The 18,910-nt window shown below is 70.3% G+C and carries 7 protein-coding genes and 1 pseudogene; 2 read left to right on the plus strand and 6 right to left on the minus strand.

The features are described 5' to 3' along the window. Window positions 1-58: 58 nt before the first annotated feature. Together OG953_RS38295 and OG953_RS38300 are read left to right on the plus strand one after the other, a co-directional pair. A complete protein-coding gene (locus tag OG953_RS38295) occupies window positions 59-5,713 on the plus strand; it encodes an SDR family NAD(P)-dependent oxidoreductase (protein WP_405690201.1) in 5,655 nt (1,884 codons plus the stop codon). After that, entirely contained in the window at window positions 5,710-9,123 is a 3,414-nt protein-coding gene (locus tag OG953_RS38300) for a non-ribosomal peptide synthetase (protein ID WP_405690203.1), read from the plus strand. Before OG953_RS38295 ends, OG953_RS38300 begins: the two co-directional genes overlap by 4 nt. A gap of 443 nt (window positions 9,124-9,566) precedes the next feature. Here the strand turns inward: OG953_RS38300 and OG953_RS38305 are convergent. The 6 genes and pseudogenes from OG953_RS38305 to OG953_RS38330 form a co-directional block, all read right to left on the minus strand. Further along, window positions 9,567-10,025 (minus strand): annotated as a pseudogene (locus OG953_RS38305) (group II intron reverse transcriptase/maturase); the annotation flags it as partial. Between the two features lie 128 nt (window positions 10,026-10,153). After that, on the minus strand, window positions 10,154-10,945 hold the full coding sequence (istB, locus tag OG953_RS38310; protein ID WP_266795039.1) for an IS21-like element helper ATPase IstB: 792 nt from the start codon (window positions 10,943-10,945) through the stop codon (window positions 10,154-10,156). Beyond that, window positions 10,945-12,477 (minus strand): IS21 family transposase, encoded by a 1,533-nt coding sequence (istA, locus tag OG953_RS38315; protein ID WP_405682118.1) that lies wholly within the window; start codon window positions 12,475-12,477, stop codon window positions 10,945-10,947. The genes istB and istA overlap by 1 nt, the downstream gene beginning before the upstream one ends. A gap of 311 nt (window positions 12,478-12,788) precedes the next feature. Next, window positions 12,789-14,576: a group II intron reverse transcriptase/maturase gene (gene ltrA / locus OG953_RS38320; RefSeq protein ID WP_405690205.1), complete on the minus strand. Its 1,788-nt coding sequence runs from the start codon at window positions 14,574-14,576 to the stop codon at window positions 12,789-12,791. Window positions 14,577-15,896: 1,320 nt separating this feature from the next. Further along, window positions 15,897-16,541 (minus strand): hypothetical protein, encoded by a 645-nt coding sequence (locus tag OG953_RS38325; RefSeq protein WP_405692303.1) that lies wholly within the window; start codon window positions 16,539-16,541, stop codon window positions 15,897-15,899. A gap of 1,001 nt (window positions 16,542-17,542) precedes the next feature. After that, on the minus strand, window positions 17,543-18,781 hold the full coding sequence (locus OG953_RS38330; protein ID WP_405690207.1) for a DUF418 domain-containing protein: 1,239 nt from the start codon (window positions 18,779-18,781) through the stop codon (window positions 17,543-17,545). Window positions 18,782-18,910: the final 129 nt, after the last annotated feature.

Genomic DNA, 18,910 nt, shown 5'->3' on the forward strand with positions numbered 1-18,910 from the left:
GCCCTGTCCGCCACCCAGCGAAACTGCGGCTCGTACCGCTCGTAAGGAGAAAGACCGAATGACCACACAGGACATCGGGAGCACCGGCTCTGCCGACTCCCCGGATCTGCCGGACGCGATCGCCGTGACGGGCCTCGCATGCCGGTTCCCCGGCGCGCCCGACGCGGAGGCTTTCTGGGCGAATCTGTTGGAGGGCCGGGAGAGCGTCACCTTCCGGACGCTTGAGGAGCTGGCCGCGCTGAGGGTTCCGGCCGAACGGCTGTCACAGCCGGGGTTCGTCCCCGCGGGCGGTGTCCTGGACGGCATCGACGAGTTCGACGCCGAGTACTTCGGTATCACGCCCCGCGACGCCGAGCTGATGGATCCTCAGCAACGGCTGTTCCTCCAGTGCGCGGTGGCCGCCCTTGAGGACGCGGGGCAGCCCACCGGCGGAGTCGAGGGCGGCATCGGCGTCTACGCGTCGGCCGGCTTCAACTCGTATCTGACCCACCATCTGCTGCCGCACACCGCCGAACTCGCCGACCGCGCGGACATGCAGCTGCTCGCCGCCGGAGACAAGGACTACCTGGCCACCCAGGCCTCCTACCGGCTCGGTCTCACCGGCCCCAGCCTGAGCATCCAGACCGCCTGCTCCTCGGCCCTGGTGTCCGTCCACCTGGCCGGTGAGGCGCTGCTCAGCGGCGAGTGCGACGTCGCACTGGCCGGAGCCGTGTCCGCGGGCGTCGCCCAGGGACTGGGCTACGTGCACACCGAAGGCGGCATTCTGTCGGCGGACGGCCACTGCCGCCCCTTCGACGCCGACGCCACCGGCACGGTGTTCGGCAGCGGAGTCGGTGTTGTGGTCCTCAAGCGGCTGGCCGACGCGGTTGCCGACGGCGACACCGTACGGGCCGTTCTGCTCGGCTCGGCGGTCAACAACGACGGCAACCGCAAGGTCGGCTTCACCGCCCCCGGCATGGACGGACAGGTCCGGGTCATCACCACGGCCCAGTCCGTCGCCGGTGTCGGCCCCGAGGACATCTCCTGCCTGGAGGCACACGGCACCGGGACGGCCCTCGGCGACCGCATCGAACTCGCCGCCCTCGACCGCGTCTTCGCCGAAGCCCCCGACGCGCGTCGGGTGCTCGGCGCGGTGAAGTCGAACGTCGGGCATCTCGACACCTGCGCGGGCATGGCCGGCCTGATCAAGACGGTACTGGCGCTCCAGCACCGCACACTGCTGCCCACCGCGCACTTCGAGCGCCCCGCCCCCGGTCTGGACCCGAGCCGCTTCCGGGTACTCACCGCCGCCGAGCCCTGGCCCGGCGAGGACGGCACCCGGACGGCCGGGGTCAGCTCCTTCGGCATCGGTGGCACCAACGCGCATGTGATCCTGCGGGACGCCCCGCCCCAGGCACGCCCCGCGCAGGCCGCCGACCCGGCGGCCCGCGGCTGGCAGGTGCTGCCGCTGTCCGGCCACGCCCCCGAGGCCGTGGACCGCGTAACCGCGAACCTGGACGCCGCACTGGCGAAGCCGGACGCCCCGGCTCTCGCCGATGTCGCGCACACCCTTCAGACCGGGCGTACGGCCCACCCCTGGCGGCGAGCGGTCACGGTGGCACGCGGCCGTCCGGCCGCCCCCGCGTCCCCGGAGCCCGCGCCGTGCGCGCCGGTTCGGGCCGAGGACATCTCCGCCGGTGTGGCCATGGTCTACCCCGGCCAGGGCGCCGGGGCCCCGGGCATGGCGGCGGAGCCGTACGCGAACGAGCCGGTGTTCCGCGCCGCCCTCGACCGGTGTCTGGCGGCCTTGCGGCCGTGGACCGCCGCACCGCTGCGCGACCTGCTCCTGGACCCGGCGCACCCGGACCGGTTCGACCGCACGGAGGTGGCGCAACCCGCCCTGTTCGCGGTGGAGTACGCCCTCACGGAGTGGTGGAAGGCCCTGGGCGTACGGCCGGTGGCCCTGGCCGGACACAGCGTCGGCGAGTTCGCGGCCGCCTGCGCTGCCGGGGTCTTCACGCTGCCGCACGCCGCCCGGCTGGTCGCGTGCAGAGGCGAGCTGATGGGCCGGATGCCGGCCGGGGCGATGCTCGCGGTGCCCCTGCCCGAGGACCAGGTGCGCGAGGCCGTCGACGCCGCCCGTGTCCGTGTCGGCGGGGTGGCGGACGCTGCACCGGAGATCGCCGCCGTCAACGCGCCGGACCGCTGTGTGGTGGCCGGTGAGCCGGCCGCCGTCGAAAGGCTGCGGGAACTCCTTGCCGAGAGCGGCGTGACGGCCCGTCCGTTGCCCGTCCGGCACGCCTTCCACACCCGGCACGCCGACGCGCTGCTCGACGAGTTCGCCGCGCTCGTCGCCGAAGTGCCCGCACAGGCACCGGCGATCACCGTTGTCTCGTCGCTGACCGGCCGCCCGCTCACCGCCGACGAGGCGGTGTCCCCCCGGTACTGGGCCCGCCAGTTGCGGGAGACCGTGCGCTTCGTGGACGCACTGCGCGCACTGCCCGATTCGGTCGCGCTGCTGGAGACGGGCCCGGGCAGGGCGCTGACCGGCTTCGCCCGGCGCACCGTCGGGTCGGACCGGCTGGTCCTCCCGGTACTCGGGCCCGTGAGCAACCCGGACCGGGAGGCGCCCGCCCGGCTCACCGCCGTGGCCCGGCTGTGGGAACGCGGCGCCGACATCAACTGGACGGCCCTGGGGGAGCGGACCGGAAGGCGACGGGTTCCGCTGCCGGCCTATCCGTTCTCGCGGACACGCCACTGGTTCGAACCGGCCGCCTCCGCCTCGTCCCCTGCCACCTCGTCCCCGGCCGCCTCTGCCCCTGCCACCGGCTACGCCTTCCCGCGCCCCGCCGACGGGTCGGTTTCTGACGGCTACGCGGACGACTGGCTCCGTGTGTTGACCTGGTCCCCGTCCGTGCCACCGACCGCGACGGCCGGTAGCGCCCCGGGTACGGTCCTCCTGCTCGCCGACGAGACCGGCCTGGCCGACGAGGTCGGCGCACGGCTCGTCCGCGGCGGGGCCCGCGTCCACCTGGTGCGCCTTGGCGCGTCGGGGCTGTCGGGCGGCATCCGGGCGGAGGGTGACTGCTACCGGCTCGACGCGGACGACCCGGAGGCGTTCCGTGCCCTGGTCGCGGAGCTCGACACGCGGGGAATGGCCCCCGATGCGGTTGTCTCTTGCTGGGCGGTCGACGATCCCGCGATCGACCGCGCCACCCCCGACGCCGTGGCCGACTGCGCACTGCGCGCCGTCACCGTGCCGGCCGCGCTCGCGCAGGCCCTGAGCGAGCGGTTCCCCGGGCGGCCCGTCCGTATGCTCCTGGTCAGCGACGCGGCGCTGACCATCAACGGACAGCGTCCCCGCACCCCGCACGCCGCGGTGGGCCTCGGTGCAGCCCGGGTCCTTCCCCTGGAACTGCCCGGAAGCGCGGTTTGCGCGCTCGATCTGGACTGCGCACCGCACGGCCGGGCCGATTTCGCCCGGGCCGCCGAAGCGGTGATCAACGAACTCGCTGCACTCGCCGGCGGGGGTGCCGGCAGCGCCGCCGGAGCCGGTGAGCCGCTGGTCGCCGTCCGGGGGCGTGCCCGTCTCGTTCCCGGTGTGGCGCACCCCGCCCTCACGGACGACGCGGAGCGGACCGCCGCACTGCCCGGTGGAACCTGGCTCGTCACTGGCGGCCTGGGCGGCATCGGCACTGCCGTCGCCGAGCGGCTGGCCGAGGACGGCGGCCGTACCCTCATACTCCTCACCCGCCGTCCGGTGCCCGACGATCCCGCCTGGGAGGTGATCAGGCCCGAGGGGGCCAATCCCGCCCCGTCCTGCCCGCCGGAGGCGGCCCGCGCCCTGACGGGCCTCACCGCGCACGGCGCCAAGGTCTGCCTGGTGCAGAGCGATGTCGCCGACGAGGGGAGCCTGACGGAAGCACTCGACAGGATCCGGGAACGGTACGGCCGGATCTCCGGAGTCGTTCACGCCGCCGGACTGCCCGGCGGTGGCACCATGGCGCTGCGGCGCCGGAAGGACATCGCCCGTGTCTTGGAGCCGAAGGTGCGAGGCACCGTGCTGCTGCACCGGCTCACCGAGCGGGACAGCCCCGTCATGGTGCTCTGCTCGTCCGTGCTGGCCGTGGCCGGCGCGGCCGGCCAGGCCGACTACACCGGCGCCAACGCCTTTCTCGACAGCTTTGCGCACACCACCGACACCGCCGTCTCCATCGGCTGGGACCGCTGGTCCGAGACGGGCATGGCCGTCCGGTCCGGCGCCGTCGACTGGGTATGGGGGGACGGTGATCCGCTCGACCACCTGCTGTTCGAGGCCCGGCGCGACGGGCCGGACGGGTGGACCGAGCTCCTGCTCCGGCACGGCACCCACACCTCCTGGCTCTCCCGCGAGCACCGCCTGGCCGACGAACCGGTACTCCCCGGCACGGCGCTGCTCGACCTGGCGGCCGCAGCCCACCGGCTGGTGGTGGAGGAGGCGGACCATCCCGTCGCGGGTCCCGCCGCCGAGGCCGCTTGCGTCGATCTGGACGCCGTCTTCACCAGTCCGCTGCGGATCCCCGAGGCCGAACCGCCGCTGGTCGTCGTACGGTTGCGGCCCGAGCCGGACGGCGGCCACGACTGGGAGGTGCGTTCCTCTACGTCCGTCGGCAGACCGCACGGCCAGGGACGCATCCGCCGACACGAAGGCCCCCGTCCGCAACGGCTCGACCTGGACTCCCTGCGCGAGGGCGGCGCTCCCGTCGCCTCCCCGCAGGCACGCGGAGCGGGCGGCGGGCTGGTCACCGGGCCGCGCTGGGACTGCGTGACGGAGACCCGCGCGGGCGAGGGGTGGGCCCTGCTCACCCTGCGGCTTCCGGAGGACCACCATGATGACGTCGCCGTGCATCCGCTGCACCCTGCGCTGCTGGACGTCGCCACGGGTGCCGTGGCCGAAGGGACGGGCCGCCACCTCCCCGTCGCCTACCGGAAACTGATTGTCCATCAGGACCTCGGGCCCGAGGGGTACGCGCATGTCGTACTGCGCTCCGGTGATCCCGGGGTGGACGACACACTCGTCGTGGATGTCACACTCACCGACCCGCACGGCCGGCCGGCCGTCGTCGTCGAGGGCTTCGTCCTGCGCCCGATGCCGGCCGCGCCCCACGGTCACGAGCCTGCGGAGGGCCGGGGCGTACCGGTGGGCATCCCCACCCGCGAGGGTCTGCGCGCCCTGGACCGGATCCTGGCCAACCCCCACCTTCCGCACGTCCTGGTCAGCCCCCGTGTCGCGGCGGTCTCACCGGACGCGCCCCGGCCCGCCGGGGGACCGGCCGCCACGCCCGGCGCGGACGAGCGGCAGGACGAGCTGTCCATGGACGACCTGCCCACGGACGACCTGCGGCGCGGCATCGCGGAGATCTGGGCGCGAATGCTGGGAGTGCCCGGGGTGGGCCCCGACGACAACCTCTTCGAGCTGGGCGCCGACTCCCTGACGATCGTTCAGATCACCACCGAGATGCGACGCGCAGGCCTCCCGGTGTCACCCAGCGACATCTTCGCCCTCCCCAGCGCGCGCGCACTGGCGGAGCGACTGAAGTCCGACGCCCGTGAGACCGCCGCCGCGCCGACCGGGGACAACCTGCCGGACCACGTGATCGCAGACGCCCCCGGCCACTTCCCGGACACCGACCTCAGCACCGAGGACCTTGCCCAGGTCATGAACCTGTTCCGGTCCGGAAAGGACTCGCAGTGAACAACATCGAGGACATCTACCCGCTCTCTCCCGCCCAGGAAGGGATGCTCTTCCACACCACCACACTTCCGGAACAAGGTCTCTACGTCGAGACGACCACCTTCCGGGTCCTCGGCGACCTGGACCTCCAGGTGCTGACCTCGGCATGGCGCACGGCGGTCGCCCGCCATCCCGCACTGCGCACCGCCTTCGTCCACGAGCGCATCAGCTCCCCGCACCAAGTAGTCCTGCCCGACGCGGACGTCCACATCGACTTCCTCGACCTCTCGGACCTCGACGAGGCGGCCCGCGCCGAGGAAGTGGCCGCCGAGCTCGAACGGCGCCGCAGCGAGCGGTTCGACCTGACCCGCCCACCGCTGATGCGGCTGTTGGCGTTGCGTATGCGCCCCGACGAGCACCTGGTGGTCTGGACGTACCACCACATGATCCTCGACGGCTGGTCGGCGGCCCTGCTGATGGCGGAGGTCGCGGCCGAACTCGGGAACGCGGGCGGCGGCGCTGGGCGGACCGCGCCCCCCGCCTTCCGCGAGTACATCGCCTGGCTGCGCCAGCAGGATCCCGAGCGGGACCGCGCCTTCTGGGCCGACTACCTGGCCGACTATCGCGAGCCGGCGGTGTTCACCCTCCCCGGCGCCCGGCCGAGGGTCCAGCCGTCCGGCGAGTTCCGCACCGTACGGGCCACCCTGCCCGCCGCGGCGGCCGCCCGGCTGCGCGCGCTGGCCGCCTCTCGGTCGACCACTCTGGGCAGCCTGGTCGAGGCCGCCTGGGCCGGCACCATCGCGCGTTACTCCGGCCGGGACGACGTGGTGGTGGGCGTCACCGTCTCGGGACGACCGCCGCTGGAGCGCGCCGACGAGATGATCGGCATGTTCATCAACACTGTCCCGGTCCGTGCGCGCGTCGAGCGCGACCTGACGGCCGAGGACTGGCTCGCCCGCTATGCAGCGGCCCGCCACCCCGTCCTGGAACACCAGCACACCCCGCTAACGGACGTGCAGCGCTGGGCCGAGACGGAGCGCGGCGTGCAACTCTTCGACACCGTCGTCGTGTTCGAGAACTACCCGGACGCGTCGGAGGCCGTGCTCTCCGGGGGAGCGCTCCGCATCGTCGACGTACGCTACGAGACGCGCACCAACTACCACGCCACGCTGGTGGTGCGAGCCGCCGACGAGCTGGGCTTCCAAGTGGTCGTGGACGCGCAGGCGTTCGGGGAGGGCGAGGCGGAGCAGCTGCTCGCCCACTTCACCGCCATACTGGAACGCTTCGCCGACCGGCCCGGAAGCACCGTCCACGACCTCCTCGCCGTGCCCGAGGAGACGTACGCCCTGCTCGTCGACCGCTGGAACGGCACGGATGTCGACCGCACCGCACCGCGCGCCCTGCTCCCCGACCTGATCGACGCCGCGGTCGTCGGCCGTCCCGACCACCCCGCCGTCGTCGCCGACGACGCTACGTACACCTACCGGGAGCTGGACGTCCGGGCCACCGCCCTTGCCGCCCGACTGGCGGCCCTCGGCGTGGGCCCCGGCGACCGCGTCGGCGTCTGCCTGGGCCGGGGCGCGGACCTGGTCACCGCGCTGCTGGCCGTTGCGCGCGCGGGAGCCGCGTTCGTGCCGCTGGACCCGGCACACCCGGCCGACCGGATCGGCTACGTACTCCAGGACTCGGACCCTGCCCTGGTCTTCACCGACGGCACGGCGGCGCTGCGCCCCGAAGGCTGGGACGGCACGGTCCTCGACCTCTCCCAGGAGGAACTGACACCGGCCGCCGGGGCGGGCGCCGTCCCCTTGCCCGGCGCTGCCCCGGACGGACTCGCGTACCTCATCTACACCTCCGGCTCCACCGGCCGCCCCAAGGGCGTCGCCGTCGGCCACCGGGCGCTCGCCAACCTGGTCGACAGCCTCGCCCTGCGCCACCCGGGGCTCGGGCCGCAGGACCGCTTCCTGGCGCTCACGACCCTCACGTTCGACACCTCGCTGGCCGAGCTGCTGGTCCCCCTCGCCACCGGAGCGACAGTCCACGTCGGACGTCAGTCCCTGGGACTGAGCGGCAGCGAGCTGGACGGCTATGTGACCCGGCACGGCATCACCGCCCTCCAGGCGACACCGTCGCGCTACCGCGCACTGCTGGACTCCGGCTGGCAGGGCAGCGGACGCCCCCGGCTGTACAGCTGCGGCGAGGCGTTCCCGCCGGACTTGGCGGAGCCGCTGGCCAAGCGGGGCCAGTCCGTCTGGAACATGTACGGCCCGACCGAGACCACCGTCTACTCCAGCGTCGAGGAGATCCACGCCGAGACCACCCGGGTCACCGTCGGCCGGCCCATCTTCAACACCGCGCTGCGGGTGCTCGACCCGCACGGCGCCCCGGTCCCGATCGGCTGCGTGGGCGAACTGTGCATCGGCGGCGACGGGGTCGCCGAGGGCTACTGGAACCTGCCCGAGCTCAGCGCGCAGCGCTTCGTGCCCGACCCGTTCACCGGGGGCCGCTCGCGGATGTTCCGCACCGGCGACCATGCCCGCACCCTGCCGGACGGCCGGGTGGAGGTGCTCGGCCGGATGGACCGTCAGCTCAAACTCCACGGCTACCGCATCGAGCCCGGCGAGATCGAGGAGGTCCTGCTGGAGGCGCCCGAGGTCGCGGCGGCCGCCGTCGCCGTACGCAACGACCGGCTCATCGCGTGGACCGTCCCGGCCGACCGGGATGCCCCCGCCGCACCGGCCAGGCTGCGCGAGCGGCTGCGCCACCGCCTGCCTTCGTACATGATTCCCGAGGTCCTGGTCACGCTGGACGAACTGCCCCTCACCCCCGCCGGCAAGGCGGATCTGTTCGCGCTGACCGTCCCGGCCGACGAGCCGGGCCGAGCCGCCGCGTCCGGCGGCGCACCCGTCACTGCGGGCAGCCACGAGGAGCTGATCGCCCGGCTCTTCAAGGAGGTGCTGACCCTCCCCGAAGTCGGCCCGGACGACGACTTCTTCGAGCTGGGCGGAGACTCGCTGCGCGCTATGCGGCTGACCGCCCGGCTCCAGTCCGAGCTGGGCTCCGACTTCGACGTGGAGCTGCTCTTCGACTACTCAACGGTGCGGGAACTGGCCGCGGGAATCGCCGAGATCACCGGCGCCGAGGCCGTCGATGCCGTAACCATGACCACGGGCACCGAGCGCCGCGGAGCCGGCCCGCAGGACCGCCCGGACATGGAGGCCCTCGTCGCCGAGGTCTGGGCGAAGGTGCTCGGCGTTCCTCTCATCGGCCCGATGGACGACTTCTTCGAACTTGGCGGGGACTCCTACCGGGCCATACGCGCGGTGCGGGAGCTGGAAGAGCGGACCGGCATCCAGGTCCCCATGCATCTGGTCTTCGACGTGTCCGGGGTTGCCGAATTCGCCGAGGCCGTCGCCGAATTCGCCAAGTGAACCGCTGCGATCTCCCGGGCCCGGGTCAAGCTCGGGCCGGAGCCGCTCAAGGCGCTGTTCGAGCAGACCGCCGGGCCTGTGGCGACTGATTCCACCGCCGGTTCCTGGTACGGCCGTTGGCGTCTGATGGCGGTCGACGGGACCACGTTCGACGTGCCGGACAGCGAGGAGAACGACGCGCGGTTCGGCCGCCCACTACCCACCGGGGTGAGCGGACCGCCTTCCCTCAGGTGCGGGTGGTGGCGCTGGCCGAGTGCGGCACACACGCCATCACCCACGCGACTCTGGGGCCGTTCACCACCGCGGAGTCCGTGCTCGCGGGAGCTGTTCGAAGCCCTCGGGCCGGATGACCTGCTGATGGCCGACCGGGGCTTCGCCGGCCTGGAGCAGTGGCGGGCCGCCTCGGCCGGCGGCGGCGGCCCGCCTTCTCGCTGCCGGACGGGGCCTCGGGTGCCGAAATAGTGGATCTCGGCGATCGCGTCCTGGGCCCGCAGTCGGGGCCGGAACCCGTAGGAGACCGGCTTGAAGTCGGCCTCGAAGATCGGTTCCAGCACCAGCTTCAGCGCCGCCTGAACGACCCGGTCCGCGATCGTCGGAATCCCGAGCTTGCGGACCTTCCCCGAGCCTCCCGGCTTGGGAATACTGCGTTCCCGCACCGGCAAAGGACGGAACGAACCGTCCTTGAGAACGGCCCGCAGGTCGTTCAGGAACCCGGGAACACCGATCGACTCCTCGACGTCGGTGGCCGTCAGGCCATCGACGCCAGGAGTCCGGGCACCCCGGTTGCCCGCGACCCGGTCGAACGCCACCAACAGCGTCGCCGGGTCGTGCACGAAGTTGAACAGGTCATCGAACCGGCGGCCGGGATCGGCCACCGTCCAACGGTGAAGCTTGGTCTGCATCTCCAGTACCCGGGCTGTCAATGGCCTCGAAGTTCTCCCCGTAGGCGGCCAGGAGTGCTCCCCGCTGGCGGCCTGCGAGATCTCCCCAACGGCGGCCAGATAATTCCCCGCCGTGGTGAGTGCTGTGATCAGCTGAAGGGCTTGACTCCCTGTCCGGAGGTGGCCTGGGTGAGCCGGAAACTGTCACCCTGGGTGACCACGATGTGAGCGTGGTGCATGAGCCGGTCGACGGTCGCGGTGGCCAGCGTCTTCGGCATGATCTCGTCGAATCCGGAGGGGTGGAGGTTGCTGCTGACGGCGAGCGCGCGTCGTTCGTAGGCGGCGTCGACCAGGCGGTAGAAGCCCTCGGCGGCGTCGGGGCTGACGGGCAGCAGGCCGATGTCGTCGACGATGATCAGGTCGGATCGGATCACCCGGGTCAGGGCCTTGGCGATGGAATCGTCGGCCCGGTGACGGCGGACGAGGGCGCCGAGGTCTTCGATGGAGAACCAGGCGACGGCCATCCCGGCCTCGACGGCGGCCTGCCCGAGGGCCTCGCACCAGTGGCTTTTCCCGGTCCCCGATGGGCCGACTACGCAGAGATTTTCCCTGCGTTGGACCCATTCGAGGGTCTTGATGGAGTCCTGGGTCGCGCGAGGTATGGAGGATGCCTGCTCGTCCCAGTCGCCGAACGTCTTCCCGGCGGGGAACCCGGCCCGCTTGCGTCGAGTGTGCAGGTTCGCTCGGTCGCGGCCGGCGGCCTCTTCGGAGAGGAGGACGCGTACGACTTCTGCGGGGTCCCACCTCTGGGCCTTCGCGGTGGGGATCACATCGGTCAACGCCTTGCGGATGTGCGGGAGTTTGAGCCGCTTGGTCAGTTCGATGGCCTCGGCGAGCTGGTCGCCGCTGGAGCCGGAAACGGTGCGCAGTGGGGTGGCCATCAGAGAGTGTCGCCTTCGTCTTCGTCGTCGTGTTCGAGCGGGATGGTGCCGAAGCGGGACCAGGCGGAGGTGCCGGGCTGCAGGCTGTGGGTTTCGCTGGCGCGGGTGACCTCGACGTTTTCCAGGCCGACCTGGTAGTCGAGGATGGAGATGAGGTCTTTCTCGGCGAACCGGCCGGTGACCGCGGCGGTGCCAAGGGCCCGGTCGACCTCGGCAGTGGAGTAGAGCTTGGAGAAGGCGACGGCCTCGGCCATCTTCGTCTTGACCTTGCGTGTTCCGGCGGTGGCGGCCTCGACCAGCCAGGAGGCGGCGCCGGGGCCGAGCATCAAGAACGCGGCCTCCTCCGCGCTGGTCGCCTTCGGGACGCGATCGCCTTCCTTGTTCTCGCGCGGCGGGTAGTGCGCGTCGTCAAGGACCGGGGTGCCAGCCGATCCGCGCGGGTGGCGGGCCACCTCGCGGGCATGACCGTCGGCAGGGCCGACGGCGGTGACGATCAGTTCGTCGCCGTGGAATCGGGCCCAGACCCGGGTGTCGATCAGCTGGTGCGGGACCGAATAGCGCACGGCCTCGACCGAGATCGTGGAGTCCCAGCAGACCCTGCGGGTGGTGCCGAACGCGACGGTGAAGGGCTGCTTGGGCAGCGGATGCAGCCGCTGGCGTTCCTCGGCGAGCATCTCGACGGGCCGTCGTTGGGTCTCGCGGTGGACCCGGTTGTTGACCTCCTCGCAGAAGGTGCGGCAGGCCGACTCAAGGGCGGCGAAGTTGCGGTATTCCTCAAGGAGGTTGACGTCTTTGGGGACCAGGTCGGCCTTGGCGATGCGGACGGTCGCCTCGCTCCCGCCCTTGGTTTCGGGGTCCGCCGGCAGACAGGTACGTATCGTCATGCCGTAGTGGCGGGCGACCTCAACGATCTCGGGGTTGCGGACCGCGATCCCGGCGATGTGGTCGGTGGTGACCGTCTTCTCGTTGTCGGTCAACGCGTAGGCCGGGACCCCGCCGATCCGCCGCAGCGTCGCGTCCAGACACGCGGTGATCGTCGGCAGCGTCTTGTCCCAAACCGGGATCACCACGCGGAAACGCGACCAGGCCACCCACGCGCACCACAAAGAAGTGCGTCGTCCGCCGATCTGCGGGCCCTCGCCCCAGTCCCATTGCAGCCATAGCCCCGGCTCGGTGATCCAGGGCCGGTAAACCCGACGCTGACCGGCCCTGAACTGGGCTTTTGCCTCGGCGACGGTGCGGCGGGTGGTGCGTTCCCCGCCCGTGAAGCCCATCGCGGTGATCCTCTTGTGGACCACATCCGCACGGATCCGCCCGTTCGAGCGGACCACCAGCTCTTCAATCTTCGGCAGGAACACGTCGATCGCACGGTCGCGGTGCCGACGGACGTCGGGGTGCTGTCCAGCGGCCCGCATCTTCACATATCGGGCCACCGTGTGGTGGTCGCACCGGGCGAGCTCGGCCGCCGCGCGGTAACTGCCCGTGAGGTCGTACGCCTCAAGGATGTCCATGATCTCCCTGCTGTTCTTCACCCGCTCGAGCTTCGCCGACCGGGTACGTCTGGGGCGAGCGGGGAGATATCTGGCCGTCCGTGGGGAAATCCCTGGCCATCAGTGGGGCCGTAAATGGCCGCCTATGGGGAGTATGCCGAGGCCACGGTCACCGGGCCCGGGGGCCTGGAGCTCCGCCATTCGGCGGGGCGTCCCCCGGCATTGCAGCGTCCTTCCCTTCTCGATACCGCTGCCGCCCTTCCCCATGCGGCCGGCTCTGTCGGGTAGCTCCGGCGCGTTGCCGCGCCGGAGCCCCCTAAGAACCGGACGTGCCAGTCATCCCGGCATCCGGCTCAAGCAAGCCCTGAAGGCTCGCGGGCGAGCAGAGGTGCTCGGCCTGGTGCGATATCGGCAGGGCGCCGACGTCGGCAGGCTGTGTGCACGAAACGAAGGACCACGTTCGACGTGCCTTGGTCCGGAGCGAGAACGAGATATTGCTTCTTCACTGCCCTTCGGACCACCGCCATCCACTGTTCCCATTCAGCCGGGCTCTGCGGTTGGTGGTCGGCGTGCAGCAGAAAGCCCCGACACAATGGGCAGCGGCCGTCTTGCAGCGTCAGCAGCCGCAGTCCGAACGCGTCCAGCGGTAGGGGTTTCTCTTTGCGTCGCCGTTTGGCCCAGTACTCGGCCAGGGCTGGATCGTCCGGAGACGATGTGCCCGGGACCATCTGGTGTCGAACGATCTTCGTCCAGGAGAATTTCCGCAGGTGAGCGTCGGTCTCCCGGTCGCCGAATACCCAGCGGCTCTTACTGGACTTGCTGAACTGACCGAAGTACCGGTTAACGACCCAGTGCCTCGATTTGTTCTGGTGGCCGTGCTTGGCCCACTTGTAGGTGAGCTTCCACATGTAGTCATCCAGCGCGGTGAACGCCGCACTGGAGACCACCGTCCGGTAGTAGGCTGACCAGCCGCGCACGATCGGATCGATCTTGTGCAGCACCGCACTGACATTGGACCCTCGCAGGGCCCGCATCTCGGTGCGTAGCCGTTCCCGGATTCGTCTCAGAGCCGCCGGACTCGGTTTGATCAGCAACTTGCCGTCATAGCGGCGGACGTTGAATCCCAGAAAGTCGAAACCGGATTCAGCGTGGACGATTCGCGTCTTGCCCTCGTTGAACACCAGTCCTCTGGGCGCCAGCCACTCGGCGAGCTTCGCCTTGACCTGTTGGGCTTCGTCATGGCTGTGACACAGCGCAACAAGATCGTCGGCGTATCTGATCAAGGCCGGGGATCCTTCAACCGACTCGGCGGCGTTCGTGCCGATCTTGCGGTATCGAACTCCGGCGGCTTGTTCCATTCCGTGCAGGGCGATGTTCAGCAACAGAGGGCTGACGACGCCCCCTTGTGGGGTGCCTTCTTCTGTCGGGGCGAACCGGCCGCCGTCGACCACTCCGGCCTTCAGCCAGTGCTTGACCAGTTCCCTGGCGGGGAACGTGCCGAGCTGGGCGAGTAGGTGCTCGTGGTCGATACGGTCGAACGCCGCTTTCAGGTCCGCGTCCAGCACCCAAATTCGCTGGGAGTTCTTGCCCTTCAGCGTCAGATAGATGGCGGATATCGCGTCATGACAGCCGCGGCCGGGCCGGAAGCCGTACGACTTCGGCTCGAACCGCGCCTCCCACTCGGGTTCCAGCGCGTTGACTACCCGCGCTTGCAGTGCCCGGTCAGCGATGACCGGGATGCCGAGTGGGCGCTTCTTTCCGCCTGCTTTGGGAATGTGCACGCGCTTGACCGGCAGAGGAGTCCAGGTTTTCGAGCGATACTGCGCCCAGTCGACCAGTTTAGTTTTCGACTGAGGCAGCAACGCCGTTCGGCCGTCCACTCCGGCGGTTTTGCGCCCAGCGTTGATCTCTGTCACGCGCCGCACGCTCAGCAGCGTGTTGGCGCGGGAGCGGAGCATCAGTTTCTGCAAGTTGCGAACTCGTTTGAGGTCGCCTTCCCGCGATGCCGTGAAGATTCTCTGTCGCAGACGCCGTACTTCGTCCTCGACGGCACGCCAGTCAATATTGTGCCAGTCGGGGATATTGCCCTCCGGTCCGTTCGTCATCACGTCCGCGTCGGCTTTCACCTGCGTGTTCGTCATGACGTCCAACTTGTCCTTTGGTTCCGGTGTCATTCTCTTCGTCTCTCCACAGGCTCACCTGGCCTCCGTCAGCACCCTTTCGAGTCCGGGCATCAGCCCGTATCCGGCCGGTTATGCGAGACGACCAGCGGAGAGCCGGTCATGGTGTCTCGTTTTCCCGCTGCCTTTCGGCCGCCGGCATTGGCTTCTGAGGCCATCCTGCGCCCGCTGGAGAATCGGGCCTTCCTTGCGGTCGGCTTGCCGAAGACGCCAGGCGTCTTCGGACTCCAACGGGGTTGTCACGTTCCGCACGAGTGAGGTGCGGCCGGGTCGGGTGCCCCCTATACCCCGAGGACGGCGGTGTTCTCCCGACCGGCTTAGAGTCTTCCGGTCGGCGCCTGCCGCTTCTCAACGGTCAGTCCTTGACCCTGCTGCAACGACCCATCTGCGGGGCTTCCGATCACGAGGCATCACCAGGGGTTCACGTTGTTCACCCTGTCGGCCTTCCCCGTGGCCTGTAACTCCCGGATGGAACGGGAGCCCTTGGGCCTGGAAACCTGAGCTTCGCACCCCGCTGTTACCAGCAACGCACGTCAGGCTGGGGACAGATACTCGAACACTGATCCGTAACTACACCTTCGGCATCAGCCGAACCTCCTTCGATGAAGCTCACTCAACTCGTGCGACTTTCGTGTCGCACCCCGGCCTCGGAGTACTACGGCGGCTCCGCCCCGTCCCGGACCGATCGGCGGTCGATGCACCCAGCCCCGGCACCCTGCTGGAGGCGGATGACAGGGCAAGATTCGGGACGGTTCCCGTGTTCACTGTGGTTCGCTCGACGGAGTAGGAGCCCGACTGTGTCCCTGCGGCATCGCCACGAGTACGCCGCAGGCTTTCCTCATGGCCTCCCGGCCAGCTTTCGTAGACCGACCCAGGAGTTGTCAGACCACCCGAAAGGATGACCCGAGTACGCACCGCTTCCGGCCCAGATCCGCCAGGTTCGAGCCGGAGGCACTTTAAGAGACGTAAAACGCCGGTTCCTCGCGTACCCCTCTCCATCACGCTTGCCGGACCCGCCCCATCTGGCAGTACTGGACACGTCCCGGCGTTGTCAGGGCCGCTCTCACCCTCCCCGGCACCACCCGGATCAGGCTGCCCTCAGCTACAACCCACCTGCTGCGACAGGAGGTTTGTGAAGGTCTTTCACCTCCACTCGAACCAACAGCGCCTCACGGCGCAAACAAGATCTTTGCCAGAGCCCGCAATTCCCCGCCCACGCGATCACCTTTCCCCATGGGAACGGAGGTCGCGAACGGCAGCTCGGGCGATCCGGGAGCCGGTCTAGCCGTGCAGCCAGATCCGCAGCGGCCCGATGGGCTCGAAGCCATGGCGGATGGCGGCCGCCAGGTCACTGCCGTGCTCGTAACCGACCACCGGCAGGGTGGGGAACAGCCTGTGCACCGCGTCCAGTACAACCGGCCAGGCCGCGTCAGGACCGCCGTCCAGTGCGAAGACATTGGAGATTCCGACCACCTGGTCGCTGAGGCTCGCCACCGCTCCGGCAATCACCCGGCCGTCAGGGGAATGTCCGGCGAGCACGAAGGTGGCGGGATCGTCGAGCAGTTCGGGCCGGAAGAGGTCCGCGTTGCCGTCCCCGTCGTCCCAGGCGAGCGCCCAGGCGCGTAGCGTTTCCGGGTCGCCCGCCACGTCCCAGGCAAGGTCAGAGGCGATGGCGGGGGCACTCGCTGGGCGATGGACCCACTGCGCCTCGAACAGCACATGGAAGCCGGCCTTCGTCAGGTCGAGGTCGGCGAAGCTGTCCTTGACGGAGGCGCCGGGTGCGGTGGTGTCGATCCGCTCTGCCAGCGCGGCCGGGTCGGCACCGGGCACCAGCGTCACCGCGTCGGGGTAATACAGGGGCGTGCGGGCCGGGGCGGCCCAGGTTTGTGCCCTGAACTCGCTCGCCAAGTCGTGCGATCGGCTCATTGCCGCGCACCACTCGGCGTTGTTGCGGGCGGCGGTTTGGACCAGGAGCTGCTTCGACGTCGTCACGAGTGCGGATTATGGCCCATCCCTGCCAGGCCCGTCGAACGGTTTTTCCCTGCCTGCAGGACGGACGCTCCGCCCGAAGGACGTTGGCCAGTTCCTGGGGAACTACGCGACCGCAGCCGCAGAGGCAGCCTGGCCCCGAGCAGCCGCCGCCATCGCCCCCTCGTCCAGCGCATGCCCCGGCGACCACCCGCAGCCGGGCGGTATCGGCAAGGACCCCAAAGCGGAACTGCGCTGGCTTCGCCAGGTAAGTGCTGCCTACGACCGTTCTCCCGCAGTAGCAGCCTTCGCGGCAGCTGAAGCCGCCCGTCTGGTGGGCGAAGACGACGGCTTGGAGCAGACCGCAGCGTGAACACCACCGACAGCACCACCGACAGCCGCGAGCCGGACCTCGCGCGCATGATCAGTGAGCGCCTGCACCCGAAAACCTGGATCGTCATCGTGTGCCTTCTGGTCGGATGGACGCCGACGGGTGGCCCGGTCGGCCCCCAGACCTTGCCTTTGCGGGGCATCAGGTTCAGCGGCCCGAACTCGTCGACGCCATATCACCCGCCCGTCCGTCGGCGGGGTGTCGTAGAGCGCCAGGACGCGGTGCATCTTGGCGATGAACTCCGGGTCGGTGGCCGTGTATTTCCTGGTCAGAGGTTTGGCCCGGGTGGGTGTGGCGTGGTGCCGGGGGCCTCAGGGAGCGGGTCGGCTCCCAAATGGCCCCGAGGCGTCTCAGGAGATCAGCACCCGCATGGCGAGCAGAGATCCGGCCGGCGCGGGCAGCCTGTCCCTAGTCGCGCCCCCGGCCGTCGCACACAGAAATGTCAGGTGGACCGTCATACGGCTGACCTCCTGCCTGGCCCGGTGCGACGCCGGATGGTGTGAGACCGCCGAAAGCCGTGGGGCGAGGGGTCGTCGGTGGAGTGTTTGTTTTCGTTGTCCGCCGCCGGTCAGTTGATGAAGCGGGCGGGTGTGGTGGCGGCACGCAGCATGTATTCCAGTGGGCCGCGCCGGAAGAACCGGGTCCAGGCGAGGGCCAGCAGCATGGCCGCGACGGCGAAGCAGATGAACACCGGCAGGGCGGCGGAGTCCGGCAGATCGTCGATGCCCAGGGCCTTGATGGCGATGATGTGGCCGACGTACGCGGTCAGGGCGATCGAGCCGACCGCGGTGACGGGCGCGGCGAACCACCGCAGGCGTGCCGACCGGTTGGTGGCGATGAGGCAGGTGGCCAGGACCGCCAGGGCGACGCCGGTGTTGCCCAAGATGGACCATGTCGTCTGGCTGTGCGGCGCGGCCACCAACAGCCAGGCGGGAACGCCTGCGGTCGGGTCCTCGCCCACGGCGTCGGACCACCAGGCCGATGCCGCCCCCGTGGTGTCCGTGGCCGCGTTCACGGCGGCCTGCGCGCCCGGCACCAGGTGCAGGGTCAGCCATGAGCCTCCATAGCCGAGCACGGCCAGCGCGCCGCCGCACATGGCGAGCTCGGTGAGAACGTCGGGTCGGCCGAGGTCGACCTTGGCCACCGCCATTCCGGCGATGATGAAGGGCAGCCAGGTCAGCACCGGGTACGGGCCGGTGATGAACAGCTCGACGAAGCCGTCCGACTCGGTGATCCGGGCCAGCGGATCGTGGGCGATGACGGCATCGGCCCAGCTCCCACCCTCGACCGCGATCCGGATCAGATACAGCACCTGGGGCATGACGAGCGCGGCCGCCGCAGCGATAACGGTCAGGGTGGCGGCCCGCAGCCGATACAGGGGAAGCGTGAGGACGAAGAGGAGCCCGTAGGCGGCAAGGATCACGTCGACATCGGTGTCGAGAGCGACCAGGGCGTATCCCAGGGCGATCAGAACGGCGGAGCGGATCAGCACCCTGACCACGGCCTGCCGACCCGCGCGCCCGGTCCGCGGCTGCGGCCGGCCGGTGAGAAGGATCAGGCTGAACCCGGCGAGCAGCGCGAACAGGGCAGCGGACCGGCCACGCGCCAGCTCCATCGCCCAGCCCAGCGGGCCGCCCACCGACGGCTCGGGGCCGACGTGGGCCGCGAACATGCCCAGGATCGCCAGGCCCCGGGCCAGGTCAAGGCCGATCAGCCGGCCTGTCGACGATGCAGTGAAGGGGGAGTGGCCTGTCCCGGCCGCCGGTGCGGCCCCGGACAGCACGGCCGGTGGTACGTCCCGCGTCATTACTCCAGTCATTACTCCAGGTTCCGGACATCTGCTGGATTCAACCATCCGGCAGGTGTCCGGAACCGCCCCCGCCGGCTGGCTGGCGCACCCCCGCCGCCTGACGGTATTCGGTGTCGGGTACCCGCA

It is taken from the genome of Streptomyces sp. NBC_00057 (assembly GCF_045041165.1).
Taxonomy (GTDB): domain Bacteria; phylum Actinomycetota; class Actinomycetes; order Streptomycetales; family Streptomycetaceae; genus Streptomyces.

Bases quoted from the DNA above. Each gene is read 5' to 3' on its own strand.
- OG953_RS38295 (WP_405690201.1), top strand. From the start codon at position 59: ATGACCACACAGGACATCGGGAGCACCGGCTCTGCCGACTCCCCGGAT.
- istB (WP_266795039.1), bottom strand. From the start codon at position 10,945: ATGGCCACCCCACTGCGCACCGTTTCCGGCTCCAGCGGCGACCAGCTC.
- ltrA (WP_405690205.1), bottom strand. From the start codon at position 14,576: ATGACGAACACGCAGGTGAAAGCCGACGCGGACGTGATGACGAACGGA.
- OG953_RS38325 (WP_405692303.1), bottom strand. From the start codon at position 16,541: ATGAGCCGATCGCACGACTTGGCGAGCGAGTTCAGGGCACAAACCTGG.
- OG953_RS38330 (WP_405690207.1), bottom strand. From the start codon at position 18,781: ATGACGCGGGACGTACCACCGGCCGTGCTGTCCGGGGCCGCACCGGCG.